This is a genomic window from Sphingosinicella sp. (assembly GCF_041916975.1).
In the GTDB taxonomy this organism is placed as follows: domain Bacteria; phylum Pseudomonadota; class Alphaproteobacteria; order Sphingomonadales; family Sphingomonadaceae; genus Sphingosinicella.
In genome coordinates this window covers 2,428,088-2,446,081 of record NZ_JAYRYK010000001.1, presented here as the reverse complement: position 1 = coordinate 2,446,081, position 17,994 = coordinate 2,428,088, and the positions used below count along the sequence as shown (strand labels likewise).

Annotated in this window: 20 protein-coding genes and 1 tRNA gene; 10 read left to right on the top strand and 11 right to left on the bottom strand. The window is 66.0% G+C overall.

The features are described 5' to 3' along the window. Positions 1-94 precede the first annotated feature (94 nt). Positions 95-685: an HAD-IA family hydrolase gene (locus ACE3TJ_RS11640; RefSeq protein ID WP_374599397.1), complete on the bottom strand. Its 591-nt coding sequence runs from the start codon at positions 683-685 to the stop codon at positions 95-97. Between the two features lie 37 nt (positions 686-722). Further along, the gene (gene ykgO, locus ACE3TJ_RS11635; protein WP_050599643.1) at positions 723-848 is read right to left on the bottom strand and encodes a type B 50S ribosomal protein L36; all 126 of its coding nucleotides are present in this window, start codon (positions 846-848) and stop codon (positions 723-725) included. 65 nt (positions 849-913) lie between these two features. On the opposite strand from ykgO, the gene ACE3TJ_RS11630 reads away from it, so the two are divergent. After that, positions 914-1,723, top strand: coding sequence for a metallophosphoesterase (locus ACE3TJ_RS11630; protein ID WP_374596272.1), 810 nt, complete (start codon positions 914-916; stop codon positions 1,721-1,723). Positions 1,724-1,727: 4 nt separating this feature from the next. Here the strand turns inward: ACE3TJ_RS11630 and galE are convergent, their stop codons facing one another. After that, on the bottom strand, positions 1,728-2,717 hold the full coding sequence (gene galE, locus ACE3TJ_RS11625; RefSeq protein ID WP_374596270.1) for a UDP-glucose 4-epimerase GalE: 990 nt from the start codon (positions 2,715-2,717) through the stop codon (positions 1,728-1,730). A 132-nt stretch (positions 2,718-2,849) separates the two neighbouring features. Here galE and ACE3TJ_RS11620 point away from each other — a divergent pair, with 132 nt between their 5' ends. The 3 genes from ACE3TJ_RS11620 to gpmA are packed head-to-tail and all read left to right on the top strand — an operon-like array spanning position 2,850 to position 5,309. After that, complete coding sequence (locus ACE3TJ_RS11620) at positions 2,850-3,443, top strand: DUF4136 domain-containing protein (RefSeq protein WP_374596268.1); 594 nt, start codon at positions 2,850-2,852, stop codon at positions 3,441-3,443. Between the two features lie 21 nt (positions 3,444-3,464). Next, positions 3,465-4,601 (top strand): M14-type cytosolic carboxypeptidase, encoded by a 1,137-nt coding sequence (locus ACE3TJ_RS11615; protein ID WP_374596266.1) that lies wholly within the window; start codon positions 3,465-3,467, stop codon positions 4,599-4,601. Positions 4,602-4,619: 18 nt separating this feature from the next. After that, positions 4,620-5,309 carry a 2,3-diphosphoglycerate-dependent phosphoglycerate mutase gene (gpmA, locus tag ACE3TJ_RS11610; protein WP_374596264.1) on the top strand — a complete coding sequence of 230 codons (690 nt, stop codon included), beginning with the start codon at positions 4,620-4,622 and terminating at the stop codon, positions 5,307-5,309. Here gpmA and ACE3TJ_RS11605 read toward each other — a convergent pair. Continuing rightward, positions 5,306-6,616 (bottom strand): M20 family metallopeptidase, encoded by a 1,311-nt coding sequence (locus ACE3TJ_RS11605; RefSeq protein ID WP_374596262.1) that lies wholly within the window; start codon positions 6,614-6,616, stop codon positions 5,306-5,308. The two genes, gpmA and ACE3TJ_RS11605, sit on opposite strands and share 4 nt — an antisense overlap. 246 nt (positions 6,617-6,862) lie before the next feature. Between ACE3TJ_RS11605 and ACE3TJ_RS11600 the strand changes: the two genes are divergently transcribed. Then, entirely contained in the window at positions 6,863-7,795 is a 933-nt protein-coding gene (locus tag ACE3TJ_RS11600; protein WP_374596260.1) for an isopenicillin N synthase family dioxygenase, read from the top strand. Positions 7,796-7,883: 88 nt separating this feature from the next. After that, positions 7,884-8,720: a helix-turn-helix domain-containing protein gene (locus ACE3TJ_RS11595; RefSeq protein WP_374596258.1), complete on the top strand. Its 837-nt coding sequence runs from the start codon at positions 7,884-7,886 to the stop codon at positions 8,718-8,720. A gap of 81 nt (positions 8,721-8,801) precedes the next feature. On the opposite strand, the gene purB is transcribed toward ACE3TJ_RS11595, so the two are convergent. Together purB and radC are read right to left on the bottom strand one after the other, a co-directional pair. After that, positions 8,802-10,103, bottom strand: a complete 1,302-nt coding sequence (gene purB / locus ACE3TJ_RS11590; protein ID WP_374596256.1) for an adenylosuccinate lyase — start codon at positions 10,101-10,103, stop codon at positions 8,802-8,804. Between the two features lie 56 nt (positions 10,104-10,159). After that, complete coding sequence (radC, locus tag ACE3TJ_RS11585) at positions 10,160-10,849, bottom strand: DNA repair protein RadC (RefSeq protein WP_374596254.1); 690 nt, start codon at positions 10,847-10,849, stop codon at positions 10,160-10,162. 76 nt (positions 10,850-10,925) lie between these two features. Here radC and ACE3TJ_RS11580 point away from each other — a divergent pair, with 76 nt between their 5' ends. Together ACE3TJ_RS11580 and ACE3TJ_RS11575 are read left to right on the top strand one after the other, a co-directional pair. After that, positions 10,926-12,068, top strand: coding sequence for an aminotransferase class V-fold PLP-dependent enzyme (locus ACE3TJ_RS11580; protein WP_374596252.1), 1,143 nt, complete (start codon positions 10,926-10,928; stop codon positions 12,066-12,068). Next, complete coding sequence (locus ACE3TJ_RS11575; RefSeq protein WP_374596250.1) at positions 12,068-12,523, top strand: GNAT family N-acetyltransferase; 456 nt, start codon at positions 12,068-12,070, stop codon at positions 12,521-12,523. The genes ACE3TJ_RS11580 and ACE3TJ_RS11575 overlap by 1 nt, the downstream gene beginning before the upstream one ends. A gap of 29 nt (positions 12,524-12,552) precedes the next feature. Here ACE3TJ_RS11575 and map read toward each other — a convergent pair whose 3' ends face one another. From map to ACE3TJ_RS11560, 3 genes are read right to left on the bottom strand one after another with little or no spacing between them, the layout of a single operon-like run. Further along, positions 12,553-13,371 (bottom strand): type I methionyl aminopeptidase, encoded by an 819-nt coding sequence (gene map / locus ACE3TJ_RS11570; RefSeq protein WP_374596248.1) that lies wholly within the window; start codon positions 13,369-13,371, stop codon positions 12,553-12,555. A gap of 10 nt (positions 13,372-13,381) precedes the next feature. Beyond that, positions 13,382-14,035: a murein L,D-transpeptidase catalytic domain family protein gene (locus tag ACE3TJ_RS11565; protein WP_374596246.1), complete on the bottom strand. Its 654-nt coding sequence runs from the start codon at positions 14,033-14,035 to the stop codon at positions 13,382-13,384. After that, positions 14,032-14,994, bottom strand: coding sequence for a L,D-transpeptidase family protein (locus ACE3TJ_RS11560; protein WP_374596244.1), 963 nt, complete (start codon positions 14,992-14,994; stop codon positions 14,032-14,034). The genes ACE3TJ_RS11565 and ACE3TJ_RS11560 overlap by 4 nt, the downstream gene beginning before the upstream one ends. A 64-nt stretch (positions 14,995-15,058) precedes the next feature. Here ACE3TJ_RS11560 and ACE3TJ_RS11555 point away from each other — a divergent pair, with 64 nt between their 5' ends. Together ACE3TJ_RS11555 and ACE3TJ_RS11550 are read left to right on the top strand one after the other, a co-directional pair. Then, positions 15,059-15,811, top strand: a complete 753-nt coding sequence (locus ACE3TJ_RS11555; RefSeq protein WP_374596242.1) for a competence/damage-inducible protein A — start codon at positions 15,059-15,061, stop codon at positions 15,809-15,811. A gap of 29 nt (positions 15,812-15,840) precedes the next feature. Further along, positions 15,841-15,928, top strand: a tRNA-Leu gene (locus ACE3TJ_RS11550). A gap of 142 nt (positions 15,929-16,070) precedes the next feature. On the opposite strand, the gene ACE3TJ_RS11545 is transcribed toward ACE3TJ_RS11550, so the two are convergent. Further along, entirely contained in the window at positions 16,071-16,562 is a 492-nt protein-coding gene (locus ACE3TJ_RS11545) for a GreA/GreB family elongation factor (RefSeq protein ID WP_374596240.1), read from the bottom strand. Next, complete coding sequence (locus tag ACE3TJ_RS11540; RefSeq protein WP_374596238.1) at positions 16,559-17,872, bottom strand: Hsp70 family protein; 1,314 nt, start codon at positions 17,870-17,872, stop codon at positions 16,559-16,561. Before ACE3TJ_RS11540 ends, ACE3TJ_RS11545 begins: the two co-directional genes overlap by 4 nt. Between the last annotated feature and the right edge of the window lie 122 nt (positions 17,873-17,994).

Genomic DNA, 17,994 nt, shown 5'->3' with positions numbered 1-17,994 from the left:
TGCTGTTGCTTGGCGCGGGATCAGCAGGACTTGCACTGTTCGCGACGCCCATCCTGTTCGCGGCGCCCGCTGTTGCCGGGCCGCCCTGCCGGCCTCAGAGCGACAACCCCAGCGCCGTCACCGCCGCTCTCGCCCGCGCCGCGTCGGTGAATACGTGACCGCGATAGCCTGCCGCTTCCGCGGCGGCGATATTGTCATCACGGTCGTCGATGAAGAGCGCGCGCGCCGGGTCCACCGGAAAGCGGCGTTTCGCCAGCGCGAAAATGGCCGGATCCGGTTTCACCAGCCGTTCCTCGCCCGACACGATGATATCGCGGAAACGCGCGAACGCAGGCTCGGTTGAGGCGAATCGCGGCCAGAACTCGTGCGAAAAGTTGGTGATGCCGTAGAGTGGCACGCCCGTGTCGGCGAGCGCGTGCACCAGCTCAATCATCCCTTCCACCGGCCCCGGCAGCGTTTCCAGCCACCGTGGCACATAGGCTTCGATCAGGTCGCGCTCATCCGGGAAGGCCGCGACAAGCTCTGCGGTGGTTTCGGCGGCGGGGCGCCCGGCGTCATGCTGGAAATGCCATTCCGGCGTCACGACGTTGGCGCAAAACCATTCGAGCCGCCCCCGGTCCGGGATCAGCTTTTCGTAGAGGTAGCGCGGGTGCCAGTGATAAAGAACGCCGCCGACGTCGAAGATGACGGCGTCGATCGAAGCTTCGGCGTTCAGCGAGGACTTAGCCCTGGCGCGCCTTGAAGCGGCGATTCGTCTTGTTGATCACATAGGTGCGGCCGCGGCGGCGGATGACGCGGCAATCGCGATGACGTCCCTTCAGGGACTTGAGGCTGTTCCGGATCTTCATGTTTTCCGCCTGCGAAACTGATTCTGGTGCTGTTCAAGAGCGCGCGTCCCTACGGGGCAAACCTTATGAAGTCAAGGCTTCCGGCTTGCCCGCCGCGCCGCGTGCATTACATGGGCGCCATGCTGTCCCGCTTCCGATCCCGTCCCAAACGCACAGACCGCCTGCCGGAGGGTCTGCGCCTATATGCGATCGGCGACATTCACGGCCGTCGCGACCTGCTGGACGCGCTGCTCGGCCAGATTGATGCCGATCTCGCGGGCTGGAGCGGCGATTCGGAGATCGTTTTCCTCGGCGACTATGTGGATCGCGGCAACGCTTCCGCCGCGGTGCTCGATCGGCTTGCCGAAGGCCCGCCCCAGGGCCGGCGCTGGACGCTGCTCAAGGGCAACCACGAATCGATCCTCGCGCATCTCGTTAGCGGACGTCCGCGCGAGGACGAATCGCTCTATCCTGCCTGGCTGAAGCACGGCGGGCGTGAAACACTGGCGAGTTACGGGCTCCCGGCAGCACTCGCGTTCGGCGATGATGAACACGCGGCGCTCGGCGCGCTCCGCGAGGTGATGCCGCGCACGCACATCGAGCTTCTCGAATCGTTCGAACTCATGCGCCGCGCGGGCGACTATCTCTTCGTTCATGCCGGCATCCGGCCCGGCGTGCCGGTGGAGGAACAGCGCCAACGCGACCTCATCTGGATTCGCGAAGCCTTCCTCGAACACAAGGGTGACCACGGCTTCCACGTCGTCCACGGCCATTCGATCACGCGCGATGTCGACGCGCAGGCGAACCGCACCGGCATCGACACCGGCGCCTACGCCACCGGCCGCCTCACCGCGATGGTGCTGGAAGGCGATTCGCGACGCTTTCTTTCGACCTGAAGGGTCAGCCGCGCGCGGCGAGCTTCTCCTCCCACGCGAGCGCATGGGTGACGATCGTGTCGAGGTTGCCGTTGCGCGGCTGCCAGCGGAAAGTGTCCAGAATCTTCGCGTTCTCGGCCACGAGCGCATCGGGATCGCCCGCGCGGCGCGGTTCCATGTGTCGTTCGATCTTGCGTCCGGAGACACGCTCCACGGCATCCAGCACTTCCAGCACCGAGAAGCCGCGATTGTAACCGCAGTTGAGCGTCACCGACTCCTCCGGCCGTTCCTCGAGCCAGCCGAGCGCCAGCACATGCGCGGCGGCGAGATCGCTGACATGAATATAGTCGCGCACGCCGGTGCCGTCGGGCGTCGCATAGTCCGTGCCGAACACCGAGACGTGCGAGCGCTTTCCGGTCGCCGCTTCGACCGCGACCTTGATGAGATGCGTCGCCCCCGCCGTCGACTGGCCGGTGCGACCCGCCGGGTCCGCACCCGCAACGTTGAAGTAGCGCAACGCCGCGTAGTTGATCGGGTGCGCGGCCGCGACGTCCGCCAGCATGAACTCCGTCATCAGCTTGGAGGTGCCGTAAGGGTTGATCGGAACGCGCGGCGTTTCCTCGTCCACCGGCGTGTGGTCGGGAATGCCGTACACCGCCGCGGTCGACGAGAAGATGAAGTGCTTCACGCCGTTCCTGACCGCCGATTCGATCAATGTGCGGCTCGCGGCCGTGTTGTTGCGATAGTATTTGAGCGGATCGCTCACTGATTCGGGCACGACGACCGAGCCCGCGAAGTGCATGATCGCCGCGATGCCCTGCTCGGCGACGATCCGGTCCAGCAGCGCCTCGTCGGCGACATTGCCTTCGTAGAAAGGCACGTCCTCCGGCACCGCCCAGCGGAAACCCGTGACGAGATTGTCGATCACCGAGACCTGGTGGCCTGCGTCTTTCAGCGCCAGCACCGCATGGCTGCCGATATACCCCGCGCCGCCCGTCACCAGAACCGATACCATCCTTGCCACTCCTGTCTGCGCTCTTGCCCGATATGCGGACACAGGCGGCCCGGCAAGCCGTTCAGGCATAAGAAAGCTGTGAAGCTACAGGATGATGCGATAGGATTGCACAATCGTTTCAGGGGAACCGCCATGCAGAAACAGGCCCTTGCGCTCACCGCGCTCGCACTTCTCGCCGCCTGCACCACCAACCGTTTCGAGGCCGACGTCACGCGCTTCCACATGACGCAGCCCGGGCTGCGCGGCAGCATCTACCTCGAACCACTCGAGAAGACCGCAGCCGGGACGCTCGAATTCCAGAACTACGCATCCGCCGTCAACGCGGAGCTTGCCGAGCACGGCTTCTCGCTCGCATCGGGACGTGAAGGCGCGGAATACATCGGCGTGCTCGCCTATGGGCAGACGACGCGTGAAGGCGTCGGCGGCGGCTCTCCCGTCACCATCGGCATCGGCGGCGGCACGTTCGGCAAGAACGTCGGCGTCGGGCTCGGCACCAGCTTCGGCATCGGCGAGAAGAAGACGAAGGAAACCGCGATCAACATGCTCGCGCTCAAGATCGAGCGGACCTCCGACAAGAGCGTGCTCTGGGAAGGCCGTGCGGTTGCCGAGGCGGGCAGCACGACGCGCTACGGGCCGCTCGCGGCGGCCATGCCCGCGCTCGCCGATGCACTTTTGCGTGACTTTCCGGGCACGTCGGGCCAAACGGTGACATACAAATCCCAGTAAGCCCTGCTCTACAGGAGTTTCATGGCCGTCACCGTTTCCGCCGCCTTCGACGGCGGCAATATCGCCGTCACGCGTGCCGAGCGCGCGGACGACATCGTGCTCACCATCCCGCGCGATCACATGTCGGAGTTCGCGCAGTGGTTCTATTTCCGCCTCTCGGGCGTGCGCGGCGCGGCCTGCATCATCCGCCTCGTGGGCCTCGAAGCCTCCGCCTATCCGGGCGGCTGGCCGGATTACCGCGCGGTCGTCTCCTACGACCGCAGCGACTGGTGCCGTGCTGACACCGCCTATGACAAAGCCGCGGACGGCGGCACGCTCACCATCCGGCTGACGCCGGAGGAAGACAGCGTCTGGATCGCCTATTTCGCGCCCTACAGCATGGAGCGGCACAACGACCTCGTCACCCGTATCGGCAGCGCCCCGGGCGTGACGAGCGAAGTGATCGGCAAGACGCTCGACGGGCAGGACATGGACCTGCTCACAATGGGCGAAGGCCCCGTGAACCTGTGGTTCATCGCCCGCCAGCACCCCGGCGAGACGATGGCGGAATGGTGGATGGAAGGCGCGCTCGAACGCCTCATCGATCCGGCAGACCCGGTGGCGCGGGCGCTCCGTGCAAAGGCGACGCTGCGCATCGTCCCCAACATGAACCCGGACGGCTCGCGCCGCGGACACCTGCGCACGAACGCCGTCGGCGTGAACCTCAACCGCGAATGGGCGTCGCCGTCGCTCGAACGCAGTCCCGAGGTCTATTCGGTGCTCGCTCGCATGGACCGCGACAAGCCCGACTTCGTGCTCGACGTGCACGGCGACGAGGCGATCCCGAACAACTTCATCGCGGGGTTCGAGGGCATCCCCTCGATCACCGACGCAATGACCCGGCGCCTTGCCGCCTACATCGCGATTCTCGACCGCCTTTCGCCGGACTTCCAGACCGCTGACGGCTACGAGACGCCGCCGCCGGGCAAGGCCAACCTCACCGTCGCCACCAATGCGCTTGCGGAACGCTACGGCTGTCTGTCGATGACGCTCGAAATGCCGTTCAAAGACGCGAACGTCGCGCCAGACGCCGTCTACGGCTGGTCGCCCGCGCGTTCAAAGGCGCTGGGGCGCGACTGCCTCGCCGCCGCGCTCGAAGTGCTTCCCCAACTCCGCTGACCTTCAGGAACACAAACAATGCCCCGTCTCGTACTGCTGCGCCACGGCCAGTCGGCCTGGAACCTTGAAAATCGTTTCACCGGCTGGTGGGACGTCGATGTCACCGAACAGGGCGCCGCCGAAGCGCGCGCCGCCGGTCAGCTTCTCGCCGGCGCCGGTTTCGATTTCGATACCTGCTTCACCAGCCTGCAAACGCGCGCGATCAAGACGCTCAACCTCGTCCTCGAGGAGATGGGCCGCCTGTGGCTGCCGGTCACCAAGGACTGGCGCCTCAACGAGCGCCACTACGGCGGCCTCACCGGGCTCAACAAGCAGGAGATGATCGACAAGGTGGGTGCCGAGCAGGTGCATATCTGGCGCCGCAGCTTCGATATTCCGCCGCCGGAGCTTGAAGCAGACAGTGCGTTCGACGTTTCGAAAGACCGTCGCTATGCAGGCATCGCCGTGCCACGCACCGAGAGCCTGAAAGACACGATCGCCCGCGTGCTCCCCTATTGGGAGGCCGCCATCGCACCGCGCCTGAAGGCAGGCGAGCGCGTTGTGATCTCCGCACACGGCAACAGCCTGCGCGCGCTCGTGAAGCACCTCTCGGGCATTTCGGACGACGAAATCCCCACGCTCGAAATCCCGACCGGCCAGCCGCTCGTCTACGAGCTTGATGCCGACCTCAAGGAAATCGAGCGCTACTACCTGAAAGACCGCGCCTAGCGTTTCCCGAGCACCGTCCGCGCCGCCGTCACCATCGCCTCGACACCGGCGCGGATCGTCGGCTCGGGATCGGGCGCGAACTTCGAGGAATGGAGCGATGGCAGCTTCGTCGGATCGCCGCCCGCCGCATCATAGGTCGACTGCTTGACTGCACCCACCCGGAACAGCGTGCTCTCGATGCTTTTGTCCTCGCGGTAATAGCGGCTGAAATCCTCGCCGCCCATTTCGGGTTTATACGGTTTCACCTTGTCCGCACCGAAGCGCGCGACAAAGGCAGTCTTGAGCGCCTCCGTCTGCGTCGGCGTGTTGTAAGTGGCAGGTGTGAACTCATCGGCAACGATGACGACGGGCATCAGCTCTTCCGGCATCCCGGCCGCAATCGCTTCGCCCCGTACGATACGCTTGATGCCATCGATCAAGTACTGCCGCGTCTCGTCCGAATAGCTGCGCACCGTGAGTTGCAGGTGTGCGCCATCCGAAATGATGTTGTGCTTGGTGCCCGCGTTGAACGCGCCAACCGTCACCACGGCGGGCGTCTGTGGATCGAGCTCGCGGCTGATCAGCGTCTGCAATGCACCGACGATCCGGCTTGCGAGCACGATCGGGTCTTTCGTGGTGTGCGGATAGGCGCCGTGGCCGCCTTTGCCCTTCACCTCGATGTCGACCGAATCGACGTTCGCCATCACGTAGCCGTCCGAAATCCCGAGCGTTCCGGCAGGAAGCGTGGCGCTGTCATGCAGCCCGATGACATGCGCGGGCTTCGGAAAGCGCGCATAGAGCCCGTCCGCGAGCATATCGCGCGCGCCGCCCCCGCGTTCCTCGGCGGGCTGCATGATGACGACGAGCGTGCCCAACCATTCGGCCTTCGTCGCCGCGAGGCGCCGCGCGGTGCCGATCATGCTCGCCATGTGGATGTCGTGCCCGCAGGCGTGCATCACGCCGGAGGTGCCGACACCGGGAACCTGAATGGTCTTCTTGCTGGCGTAGGGCAGGCCGGTCTCCTCGGTGACGGGAAGCCCGTCCATGTCCGCGCGCAGCATCACGACCGGCCCGTCGCCGTTCTTCAGCACCGCGACCACGCCCGTCTTGCCGATGCCGGTCGTGACGGTGAACCCGGCCTTCTTCAGCTCCGCTGCCATGCGCGCCGAGGTTTCCACCTCCTGGAACGACACTTCGGGATTGGCATGTAGATGCGCGTAGAGCGCCACCAGATACGGCGTATCGGCCGCGACCGCATCGGTGAGCGCATCGGCGGCAGCAGGCCCGGCGAGACCCATGAAAACGGCGGCGGCAACGAAACGGCGCATCGGCTTCTCCCTGTTCGAAGGGGAACCCTAGCGACCGCTTCGGCAAAAGTCCTTTTGAAAGGCCCGTGCCTTATATGGAAAGGGCCGCGCCAGCATGAAGCCGACGCGGCCCACTCCTTCGGGCAGGGTGACCCGCGTGCGTTGGGGGCAGAAATCACGCGAGTCAGATGACATAACACCGCAGGCGACAAGCGGTTCCCGTCGCGCTAGGATTTCCAGCGTGAAAACTGCATTCGAGCCTGCGCGATGACGGTAACCGCCGAGAGTTTGAGCCCCGTTTCGATGGCGGGCCGGCCGGCTGATTTTTCGCGGCAGTTGATGCACGATTTCAGGATGTACGGTTTCGGCGTGGTGACCGATCACGGCATCCCGGCTGAAACCATACGCGCGGCCGACGCCGCGGCGCGGCGCCTGTTTGCACTGCCCGATGCCGTGAAGCGGCAATGGCATATTCCGGGCACGGGCGGCGCGCGCGGCTATACGCCGTTCGGCGTCGAGGCCGCCAAGGACGCAGCGGAGGTCGACCAGAAGGAGTTCTGGCACGTCGGCCGCGAGCTTCCCCCCGGTCATCACTATGCCGCCGACATGCCGCCGAACGTGTGGCCCGAGGTTGCGGGCTTCCGCGAGGCGGCACTCGGCATCTTCGCGGCGTTCGAGGCGGCGGGCGCGCGCCTGCTCGAAGCCATTGCGATCGGGCTCAACCTGCCGGACGGCTTTTTCGCGGAGCCGACGCGCGACGGGAACAGCGTGCTGCGCTTCCTGCACTACCCGCCGCAACCCGCCGCGCCGAGCGGCATTCGCGCCGCCGCGCACGAGGACATCAACGTCATCACACTGCTGCTCGGCGCCGAGGAAGCCGGGCTCGAACTGCTGAACCGCGACGGTTCCTGGCTGCCGGTGAGCCCGCCCGAGGGCGCGCTCGTCGTGAACATCGGCGATATGCTCCAGCGGCTGACCAACCATGTGCTGCCCTCGACCACGCACCGCGTGGCGAACCCCGTGGGCCACGCCGCGGGGCGCGCGCGCTATTCGATGCCGTTCTTCCTCCACTTCGCGCCCGACTACCGGATCGAGACCCTGCCGGGTTGCGTCACTGCGGCCAATCCGGATCGTTACGCCGAAGGCATCACCGCCAACGCCTACTTGCTGCAGCGGCTTCGGGAGATACGGCTTCTCTGAACTCGCCGGATTTTACTTGCGGGGGCGGAACAATACGTGCTCGTAATCAGTTGCCCTGAGTATAAGAATTGAGCCGGAAGAGCCATTCATGCTGCAGTCGCGCAACTATGCTCCCTCGTCGCACCTCGCGCCCTATGTCGCGCGCCACTATGTATTCCGGGCACCGCTCCCTGACGATTTCGTCATGGTGGACCGGCTGCTCGCCGAAACCGCGTTCGTCCGTATCCTCATCACCGGCGACTGGGCGGCGGAGATCGCGCCGGGGCGCTGGGAGCGGCCGGGCGACGTTCTGTTCTTCGGCGCCAACGCACGGCCGTTCAAGGTGCGCGTACGCGGCCCTTTCTTCATCGTCGGCGTCGCGCTGCGCCCCTCCGGCTGGCGCGCGCTTTCGGACCGCCCTGCTTCCGATTTCGCGGACCGCATGGTGCGGCTCGCCGACGTGTGGGGCGAAGAGGCGGAAGCCCGGTTCGCAGATGTCGCCAGGCTGACCGACGACGATGCGATCGTTTCGATCTGCGAGGCCGCGATCAGCGCCCAGCTGAAAGCACCCGAACGCGTGAACGGAGCCATGCAGCACCTCGAAAGCATCGCCCGCCTCGACAGCGCGACGCGTGTCGAAGACCTTGCCGATCAGCTCGGAATCTCGTCGCGTCAACTCGAACGTCTCTCCACCACGCATTTCGGGCACACGCCCAAAACCGTGATGCGGCGCAGCCGCTTCCTCGACATGGCCGCCGCGATGCGCGGTCTCGGCGATCCCGATGACGAGTATCTCGCCGCGCTGCGCTATTTCGACCAGTCGCACCGCACGCGCGAGTTCAAGCACTTCATCGGCATGACGCCCGCCGAGTTCGAACGCACACCGACACCGCTGCTCGACGCCGGCATCCAGCTTCGGCAGGAACGCAAGCACCACCGCTTCTGAAAAAAGCGACAAGTGGGCGAAGTGGAGGCCAACGCGCTGCCGGCACCCTGGCTGGCAAAGCAAGTCCTATTTTACAAGGACTTATTCGCCAAAAACGCGCCGGAAGATCGTATCGACATGCTTGAAATGGTAGCCGAGGTCGAAGAGGCCTTCGAGCTCCGCGTTCGAAAGCCGCGCGGTCACGTCCGGGTCGGCCTTCAGGAGGTCGAGCAGCTGGAGCTGCCCGTCCGAATCCCACACCTTCATCGCGTTGCGCTGCACGAGCCGGTACGAATCCTCGCGGCTCACACCCGCCTGCGTGAGCGCCAGCAGCACGCGCTGCGAGTGGATGAGCCCGCCCATCTTGTCGAGGTTCTTCTGCATCCGCTCGGGGTAGATGAGGAGCTTGTCGATAACGCCGGTGAGCCGGACGAGTGCGAAATCGAGCGTGACGGTCGCGTCCGGCCCGATCATGCGTTCGACCGACGAATGCGAGATGTCGCGTTCGTGCCAGAGCGCGACGTTTTCCATCGCCGGGATCGAATAGCCGCGTACCAGCCGACCGAGACCGGTAAGGTTCTCGGTCAGCACCGGGTTGCGCTTGTGCGGCATCGCTGAGGAGCCCTTCTGGCCGGGCGAGAAATACTCTTCCGCCTCCAGCACCTCGGTGCGCTGCAGGTGGCGGATCTCCACCGCCAGCCGCTCGACCGACGAGGCGATGACGCCGAGCGTCGCGAAATACATGGCGTGGCGGTCGCGCGGGATCACCTGCGTCGAGACCGGCTCCGCCTTCAGCCCCATCGCCTTCGCGACATGCTCTTCGACGCGCGGATCGATGTTCGCGAACGTGCCGACCGCGCCGGAAATCGCGCAGGTGGCGACTTCCTCGCGCGCCGCGACCATCCGCGCGCGGCAGCGCTCGAACTCGGCATAGGCCTGCGCGAGCTTGAGCCCGAAGGTGGTCGGCTCGGCATGGATGCCGTGGCTGCGGCCCATCGTGGGCGTCATCTTGTGTTCAAGCGCGCGGCGCTTGATGGCGGCGAGCAGCGCATCGAGATCGGCGATGAGGAGGTCCGCCGCGCGCACCAGCTGCACGTTGAAACACGTGTCGAGCACGTCCGAACTCGTCATGCCCTGGTGGACGAAGCGCGCCTCCTCGCCGACATGCTCGGCAAGGCTGGTGAGGAAGGCGATCACGTCGTGCTTCACCTCGCGCTCGATCTCGTCGATGCGCGCAACGTCGAAGCCGCCGCGTTCCCAAACCGCCTTTGCGGCCTCCGCGGGGACCACGCCAAGCTCGACGAGCGCGTCCATGGCGTGCGCCTCGATCTCGAACCAGATCTGGAAACGGGTTTCCGGCTCCCAGATCGTCGTCATTTCGGGGCGGCTGTAGCGTGGAATCATGCGTGGGCTCCTGTCAGGGCCGCGCGGGTAGCAGACGGGGCGCGCGGTTTCCAGCCTTAGAGCAACCCGAGGGCCTTGAAGCTGGCGTGGCCTTCGCGGCCGATGACGATGTGATCGTGAAGCTGGATGCCGAGCACGCGCGCCGCATCGCGGACGTGGTTGGTGAGCTGGATGTCGTCCCGGCTCGGTTTCGGGTCGCCCGAGGGGTGATTGTGGACAAGGATCAGCGCGGTGGCGCCGAGATCGAGCGCGCGGTGGATGACCTCGCGCACGTAGACCGAAGTCTGGTTCACCGTGCCGTCCGACATCGCCTCGTCCGCGATGAGCACGTTGCGCGAATCGAGGAACAGCACGCGGAAACGCTCGCGCCCCAGATGCGCCATGTCGGCATGGAGATAATCGAGCAGCGCCTGCCAGCCGGCGAGCACGGGCTTTCCATAGACGTTCGCGCGCTTGAGCCGCAGCGCGGCGGCGCGCACGAAGCCGAGCGTCGCGATCACGGCGTCACCCGCGCCTTCGACGCGCTTCAGGTCGCGCGGCTCAGCCGAGATCACCCCGGCGAACGACTGAAAGCGCGCGATCAGCGCCTTCGCGAGCGGCTTCGTATCGCGGCGCGGAATCGCGAGGCCGAGCAGATATTCGAGCAGCTCGTAATCGTGGAACGCGTCGCCCCCGCCTTGCAGCATGCGGGCACGCATGCGGGCGCGGTGGCCGGCATCAGCATTGGCGGAGTCCATATCGGGCATGAAACGACGCTAGCCGCAAGCCGGGGGTAAAGGCCAGTCCCTTGCAGCCGCAATGGGCTTCTGGCTTAACGGGACCATGAGCATGATCCCCTGCCAGCGCGACCGGTTCGCGATTCCGCGTGAGGTCGCCTACCTGAACTGTGCCTACATGTCGCCGCTCGCGCACGAGGTTACAGCGGCGATAGAGCGCGGTGCGGCACTGAAAGCCGCGCCGTGGACCTACCGGCCCGCCGATTTCTTCGCCCACACCGAGGCTGCGCGTGCGCGCTTCGCCGCGCTTGCCGCAGGCAGCGCGGACGATTTCGCCGTGGTTCCCTCCGTCAGCTACGGCCTTGCCGTCGCCGCACGGAACCTGCCGCTTCGGCGCGGGCAAGAGATCGTGGTGCTTACCGACCAGTTCCCTTCGAACCTCTACGTGTGGCGCGAACATGCCATCGCCTGCGGCGCGCGCATCGTGACGGTGAAGCGCGATGAAGGCAGCGCATGGACGCCCGCCGTGCTTGCCGCGATCGGCCCCGATACGGGCATCGTCGCCGTGCCGAACTGCCACTGGGCGGACGGCGGCCTTGTGGACCTCGATTCCGTGGGCGCGGCGTGCCGCAAAGTGGGCGCGGCGCTCGTGCTCGATCTCACCCAGTCGCTCGGCGCGCTACCGTTCGATGCGGCGCGCGTGCAGCCCGATTTCATGGTCGCCGCCTGCTACAAATGGGCGATGGGTCCCTATGGCATCGGCATGCTGTATGTTGCACCGCAGCATCAGGACGGCACGCCCATCGAGCACAACTGGATGAACCGCGGCGGCAGCGAGGATTTCGCTCGGCTCGTCGATTACCGGAACGACTTCCAGCCGGGCGCACGCCGCTTCGACATGGGCGAGAAGGCGAATCCGCCGCTCCTGATGGGCGCCGCCGCCGCGATCGACATGCTGCTCGGCTGGGGCATCGCGAACATCGCCGAAACGCTCGGAAGCCGGAACCTCGCGCTCGGCGAGGCGGCGCGCGGCATCGGCCTGCTCGCGCCCGATCCGGGCACCCGCGCGCCGCATTTCCTGTCGCTCGGCTTTCCGGGGGACGTGCCGGCCGGGCTGCTCGAACGTCTTGCCGGTGAAAACGTCTTTGTTTCGCTGCGCGGCCGTTCGCTGCGTGTAACACCGCACCTCTACAACGACGATGCGGACTGCGACCGATTGATCGCGGTGCTGAGGGAGGCGCTTGGCTGATGGAGATTCGCCGCGACGATCTGCAAGGCCCGGAAATTGCCGCGCTGCTGCAGGCGCATCTCGACGAGATGCACCGCCATTCGCCGCCCGAGAGCGTCCATGCGCTCGATCTCGAAGCGTTGCGCGCGCCCGACATCAGCTTCTGGACGGTGTGGGACGAAGGCGTGCTTCTGGGCTGCGGCGCGCTGCGCGAACTCGATCCGCAGCACGGCGAGATCAAATCGATGCGGACCGACGAGCGCTATCGCCGGCGCGGGGTCGCCACAGTCATGCTGGACCACATCATCGAAGAGGCGCGGCAGCGCGGCTACACGCGGCTCAGCCTCGAAACGGGCACGCCCGCCGCGTTCGATGCGGCACGGCTGCTCTATGCGAGCCGCGGCTTCACGCTGTGCCCGCCGTTCGGGGAATACACCGAAGACCCCTACAGCGTCTGCATGACGCTGGAGCTGTAAACGCCTCCCCCCTGAAGGAGGGACATTTCCTAGGCTGTGTAGGGCGGGCGATCGAGGCCGGCGGGCGATTTCGTGAAGATCTCGCAGCCGGTTTCGGTGATGCCGATCGAATGCTCGAACTGTGCGGAGAGCGAACGGTCGCGCGTCACCGCCGTCCAGCCGTCGTCGAGCACCTTCACGTCGGCGCGGCCGAGGTTGATCATCGGCTCGATCGTGAAGAACATGCCCGGCTTCAGCAGCACGCCGCGCCCGGGCTTACCGACATGGACGACGCTCGGCTCGTCGTGGAACATGCGGCCGAGACCGTGGCCGCAGAAATCGCGGACGATGCCGCAGCGCTGCTCCTCGGCATAAGACTGGATGGCGTGGCCGATGTCGCCGAGGCGGTTGCCCGGCTTCGCCGCCGCGATGCCGCGCATCAGGCACTCATAGGTGATGTCGACGAGGCGGCGCGCCTTCAGCGGCACGTCCCCCACAAGGAACATGCGGCTCGTGTCGCCGTGCCAGCCATCGACGATGACCGTGATGTCGATGTTGGCGATATCGCCCTTCACCAGCCGCTTCGCGCTCGGGATGCCGTGGCAGACGACATGGTTGATGCTGATGCAGCTCGAATGGCTGTAGCCCTTGTAGAACACGGTGGCGGGAACACCGCCGCGTTCGCGCACGAACTCGTAGACCATCGTATCGAGATCGATCGTGCGGGCGCCGGGCACGACGTGCGGCACCAGCATATCGAGCGCCGCCGCGGCGAGCTGACCGGCGCGGCGCATGCCTTCGAACGCATCGGGCCCGTGCAGCTTGATGCCGGATGCATCGAGAATGACGTCTGAAACTTCTATGTCCATGTTCCCTGCCTCAGCGCGCCGTGCGGCTGGCGCCAGCCGGGCGATCGTTCATGGCAAGCACACACTTGCCATAGGGTGAATCCGCGACCCAGTTCCGGTCCGGGTGCCAGGCGAACACGAAATTGCCGCCCTTGATGAGATCGATGACGCCGTGCGCGATCGCGCTGCGCAGTGCCGGGCAGCCCCAGCTGCGCCCGAGCCGGCCCTGCTTCGCGCCTGCTTCGGGATTCACGTAGGGCGCGCCGTGCATGACGATGGCACGATCACGCGCCGCATCGTTGATGCCCGGCACCAGCCCGTCCATGCGCAGCGAATAGCCGTTCGAGCCCATGTACGTTTCGGCAGTGACGAAAAGGCCCAGGCTCGACTGGCGCGAGTTCATCGCGTTCGAAAAGCTTGTCGTGCGGTTTTCGCCCGAGTTGCGGCCGTGCGCGACATAATCCTGCACGAGCGCGGCGCCCGTCTTCAAATCCACCACCCACAGGCGCGGTTCCAGCGAGGTGCGGCCGTAATCGATGATCGTGACGGTGTGTGCGCCCTTGCCCACCCCCGCCGCCTGCGCGCACGACACGACGTCGAGCGCCGCACGGCGCACGTTTGCATCGAGCGTAACCGCCTTCGGCGCAGGCGCCGCGAGCAGGGCAAAGGCCATCAGATGAATCATTGCTGCGCTCCAAATAACTGAAGTTCGGACCCTCCGGCAACATCCAGCGGCAAATCGCTGATGAGCATGGTGGCCCCGGCCGTGAGGACTCCGCCGAGCGCGCGTGCGAATTCGGGCGGCATACGGATGCGATCGACGTCGTGGCTGTCCTTCGCTTCGGGCGGCAGCGCGGCGTCTCCGGGCAGATCGACCAGCATCCACGAACCGGATGCGGGCGCCCCCGCCGGCGCACCCGCCATCAGCATCAGCGCGTGCGTGTGGAGCGGTGCATCGCCCGTGATCGTGATGCGTGTGCGCCCGATCTCGGCGCCCCCGCGCATCACGCTCAGCCGCTGGTCCCGGCCACTGACGACGAGCGTGACCGGCCCCGCAGGCGCGCGCTCCGGCGACCAGTGATCGCCCTTCCCGCCTTCCACCACGGCGGTATCGGCCGTCAGCAAGGCCGGCGAGACACGCAGGCCCGCTTCAAGCGCGCGATCCGTGACGACGACGATCGCGCCGAGCGGCACGATGCTGAACAGGTCGCGCGCGAAGGCGAGCGGCATACGGATGCAGCCGTGCGACTGCGGGCGCCCCGGATCGTACCCAGCATGGAGCGCCACGCCGCCCCACGTCAGCCGCAGCATGAACGGCATCGGCGCATCGTCGTAGAGATTGGATTTGTGATCGACGTCCTTTTCGAGAACGCGGAACACACCCGTTGGCGTTTCATAGCCCGGCCGGCCGGTGGAAACGCGCGCCGCGCCGATCTGCACGCCGTTGCGAAACACATAGGCGCGCTGCTGGGGGAGGCTGATGACGACAAGAACCGGCCCATCGGGCGCCGCGGCGGGCATCCAGACGAATTGGCCCGGATTGAGCGCCATCGGGTCCGTACCCGCCGGGCAGGACTTCGCATCGCCCTGCGCCAGCGCGGGCGCGGCGACGAGCAGCAGCACGAGTGCCAGCAGCCGTTTCATGCCCCGCCTTTCGAACCTGCCATCACGCTTTACCCTCTACGCCGCTGCCGCTACGGATGCTTTCATGGTCACGCCCCGCATCTGGACCGCCGCGCTCATCGTCATCGGCGACGAGATTCTCTCCGGCCGGACCCAGGACGCCAACCTCGCCTATCTCGCGAAATGGCTTAACATTCAGGGAATCCAGCTCGTCGAGGCGCGTGTCGTTGCCGATCAGATGGGTGCCATCGTCGCTGCCGTCAATGCCTGCCGCGCCCAGTGCGACTATGTGTTCACGACGGGCGGCATCGGGCCGACGCACGATGACATCAGCGTCGATGCCGTCGCGGAGGCCCTCGGCGTGCCGGTCGTGCTGCACCCGGAGGCCGAAGCCATGCTGCGCCGATACTATGGCGAGCGCATCACCGAGGCGCGGCTGCGCATGGCGCGCGTGCCGGAGGGCGCGACCCTTATCGAGAACCCGGTTTCGGGCGCGCCGGGTATCCGCATCGGCAACGTCCTCATGCTCGCGGGCGTGCCCAAAATCACGCAGGGGATGCTCGCGGGGCTCGACGGTAAACTCGAAGGCGGCCTCCCCGTGCTCGACCGCACCGTGGGCGCCTGGGTGCCGGAAAGCAGCGTTTCGGAGATCCTGATCGCTGTGGAGCGGGAGAAACCCGGCATCCAGATCGGCAGCTATCCCTTTTGGCGCGAAGGGCGCATCGGCGCGAACTTCGTGATCCGCAGCCGCGAGCGGGCCGCGCTCGACGACGCCGCGACCCGCCTGATGGACGCACTGTCCGCCGCCGGACACCAGCCCCTCGACGGCGCCATCTAGAGTCGCTACGCACGCCGGAGACCGCAGCGGCCCACGTGGCGGAATTGGTAGACGCAAGGGACTTAAAATCCCTCGCCTGTTTCAGGCGTGCCGGTTCGATCCCGGCCGTGGGCACCAGGGCCTTGATCGTCGGCGTGTTCTTCATGCCTGACCGCACGAAGGTCGAGGGGCTGCTGAAGATCACCGAAAGCACTTACACGCTCCCCCGGATCGAGTACCGACGGCTTCCGATGAGCCGGACTGAAGGATGGAGCGACTGCTATTTCGGCGAAATGCGGCTATCGTCTCGGCCTTCCGGGACACAGATTGAGACCACGATCGCATCGCTCGCGTTTGCGAAGTCCAGCGTATCTCCGGGCTCGGCGCCCATCAACGCACGGCTGAGCGGCGCGGAGACCGAAAGCAGGCCGGCGGCCGGGTCGGCCTCATCATGACCGACGATCGTAACGGTGCGCTCGGCGCCGTTCAGCAGAAAGGTGACCGTGGAGCCGAAGCTCACGCGGGCGGCATCCGCGTCTTCCATGAGTTGCATGGTGGCTTGCCGGTTGCGCCAGTAGCGGAGGTCGCGACGCGTCGCCTTGATCGCATCTTCATCGCTGAGGCCCTGCAGCACGGTTTCCAGCTCGGCAACGCGCGCGCGTATCTGCGCTTGCCCGCGCGCAGTCACGAGGTTCGGGCCGGGCGGGATCGGCAGCTCGAACTTCGGTTCGAGATGTTCGTCATCGCTTTCACGGCGAAAGGCAACACTCATGCTCTGCTCCCCTCTGGCGCAGTCCAGTCTGCGATGTCGGGCGCCTGCCCGATGAGTGCAAGCCCATGCGCGATCGAGGTCAGCTCCCCGCCGCCGGCAAGGCGCGCCTCGCCGAAGCGCTCGTCGAAAATCCGCCGCACAGCCGGGATCAGTGAGGAGCCGCCGGTCAGGAAGACATGATCGATATCACCGTGGTTGAGGCGTGCAGCGGCGAGCGCTTCATCCACCGTTTGGGCGATGCGGGCGAGGTCGGCTGCGATCCAGCATTCGAAGTCGGCGCGGGCAACCTCGGCATTGATCGTAAGATCCGCACTCTCGAAATTGAAAGCGGCATGGCTCTCGGTGGACAGGGTACGCTTCAGCTTGCCGACGGCTTCGTAGAGGCTGTGGCCGAGCTCGTGTTCCACCACGGCGATCATGCGTCCGATGGCCGCTGGGTCGAGTGCCGCGCGTTTCAGCCGCGCCAGTTCGTCGAGCGTCTTGCGGTTCCGCATGAGCGCAAGCCTGGACCAGTCACCGAAATCCGCGAAATGGCCAGCCGGGATCTCGAGCGCCTTGTCAAAGGAGCGATAGCGGCCGCCCTTGCCGAGCAGCGGCAGAACAAGATGGTCCATGATCCGGTGGTCAAAGCGGTCACCGGCGATGCCGATGCCTGCGGCGCCCAGCGGCACGCAGCGCTGCGCAGCGCCGGGCGTCACACGGACGATCGAGAAATCGCTGGTACCACCGCCGAAATCGGCGACCAGCAGCGTTGCGGGCGCGCTCAGCCGAGAGGCGAAACTGTATGCCGCGCCAAGCGGCTCGTAAACATAGTGGACCGGTCGGCCGAGGGCTTCGAACATGGCGTCGTAACGGGTCCGTGCAAGCATGGGATCAGGCCGTGCGCCGACATAACGCACGGGGCGGCCCACGACGATGCGTTCGGGCAGAGCGGTAAGCGCATCACCGCCATGAGTGCGCAGATGGGACAGGAAAACCTGCCCCAATTCCTCGAAACGCAGCCGCGCCTCGAACACGCTCGCCTGTTCGAAGTTGGGATTGGCGGCGACCGACTTGAAGGACTGGAGGAAGCGCGATCCCTGTGGATATTCGAGAAACTCCGCTATGGCCCAGGGACCGGCGGCATGGGCAAGCCCGCCGCGTGCATCCTCGTCCTGCCAGAAACAAAGTGCCGAGCGGAACACGCTCGTTGGTCCATCGGGCGCGGCAAAGCTGACAAGATCGGCCATGCCCTCGCCGTTTGTGCGCGCGATCACGGAATTGGTCGTTCCGAAGTCGATGCCGATGGCGCTGGCTGTGCCGGCGGGCATTGTGGTTCCTTTCCAGCCTCGAGCGGCCGGCGTCTATGGCAGCGTTGCGCGCCATGGACAATCATGTCGGTGGAGCATTTCGTCGACCACAAGCCCGATGAAGGAAAGGTGACTTCCTAGAA

Bases quoted from the DNA above. Each gene is read 5' to 3' on its own strand.
- ACE3TJ_RS11620 (WP_374596268.1), top strand. From the start codon at position 2,850: ATGCAGAAACAGGCCCTTGCGCTCACCGCGCTCGCACTTCTCGCCGCC.
- gpmA (WP_374596264.1), top strand. From the start codon at position 4,620: ATGCCCCGTCTCGTACTGCTGCGCCACGGCCAGTCGGCCTGGAACCTT.
- ACE3TJ_RS11580 (WP_374596252.1), top strand. From the start codon at position 10,926: ATGAGCATGATCCCCTGCCAGCGCGACCGGTTCGCGATTCCGCGTGAG.
- ACE3TJ_RS11565 (WP_374596246.1), bottom strand. From the start codon at position 14,035: ATGATTCATCTGATGGCCTTTGCCCTGCTCGCGGCGCCTGCGCCGAAG.
- ACE3TJ_RS11605 (WP_374596262.1), bottom strand. From the start codon at position 6,616: ATGCGCCGTTTCGTTGCCGCCGCCGTTTTCATGGGTCTCGCCGGGCCT.
- ACE3TJ_RS11595 (WP_374596258.1), top strand. From the start codon at position 7,884: ATGCTGCAGTCGCGCAACTATGCTCCCTCGTCGCACCTCGCGCCCTAT.
- ACE3TJ_RS11575 (WP_374596250.1), top strand. From the start codon at position 12,068: ATGGAGATTCGCCGCGACGATCTGCAAGGCCCGGAAATTGCCGCGCTG.
- ACE3TJ_RS11630 (WP_374596272.1), top strand. From the start codon at position 914: ATGAAGTCAAGGCTTCCGGCTTGCCCGCCGCGCCGCGTGCATTACATG.
- purB (WP_374596256.1), bottom strand. From the start codon at position 10,103: ATGATTCCACGCTACAGCCGCCCCGAAATGACGACGATCTGGGAGCCG.
- ACE3TJ_RS11555 (WP_374596242.1), top strand. From the start codon at position 15,059: ATGGTCACGCCCCGCATCTGGACCGCCGCGCTCATCGTCATCGGCGAC.
- galE (WP_374596270.1), bottom strand. From the start codon at position 2,717: ATGGTATCGGTTCTGGTGACGGGCGGCGCGGGGTATATCGGCAGCCAT.
- ACE3TJ_RS11545 (WP_374596240.1), bottom strand. From the start codon at position 16,562: ATGAGTGTTGCCTTTCGCCGTGAAAGCGATGACGAACATCTCGAACCG.
- radC (WP_374596254.1), bottom strand. From the start codon at position 10,849: ATGCCCGATATGGACTCCGCCAATGCTGATGCCGGCCACCGCGCCCGC.
- map (WP_374596248.1), bottom strand. From the start codon at position 13,371: ATGGACATAGAAGTTTCAGACGTCATTCTCGATGCATCCGGCATCAAG.
- ykgO (WP_050599643.1), bottom strand. From the start codon at position 848: ATGAAGATCCGGAACAGCCTCAAGTCCCTGAAGGGACGTCATCGCGAT.
- ACE3TJ_RS11540 (WP_374596238.1), bottom strand. From the start codon at position 17,872: ATGCCCGCCGGCACAGCCAGCGCCATCGGCATCGACTTCGGAACGACC.
- ACE3TJ_RS11600 (WP_374596260.1), top strand. From the start codon at position 6,863: ATGACGGTAACCGCCGAGAGTTTGAGCCCCGTTTCGATGGCGGGCCGG.
- ACE3TJ_RS11615 (WP_374596266.1), top strand. From the start codon at position 3,465: ATGGCCGTCACCGTTTCCGCCGCCTTCGACGGCGGCAATATCGCCGTC.
- ACE3TJ_RS11560 (WP_374596244.1), bottom strand. From the start codon at position 14,994: ATGAAACGGCTGCTGGCACTCGTGCTGCTGCTCGTCGCCGCGCCCGCG.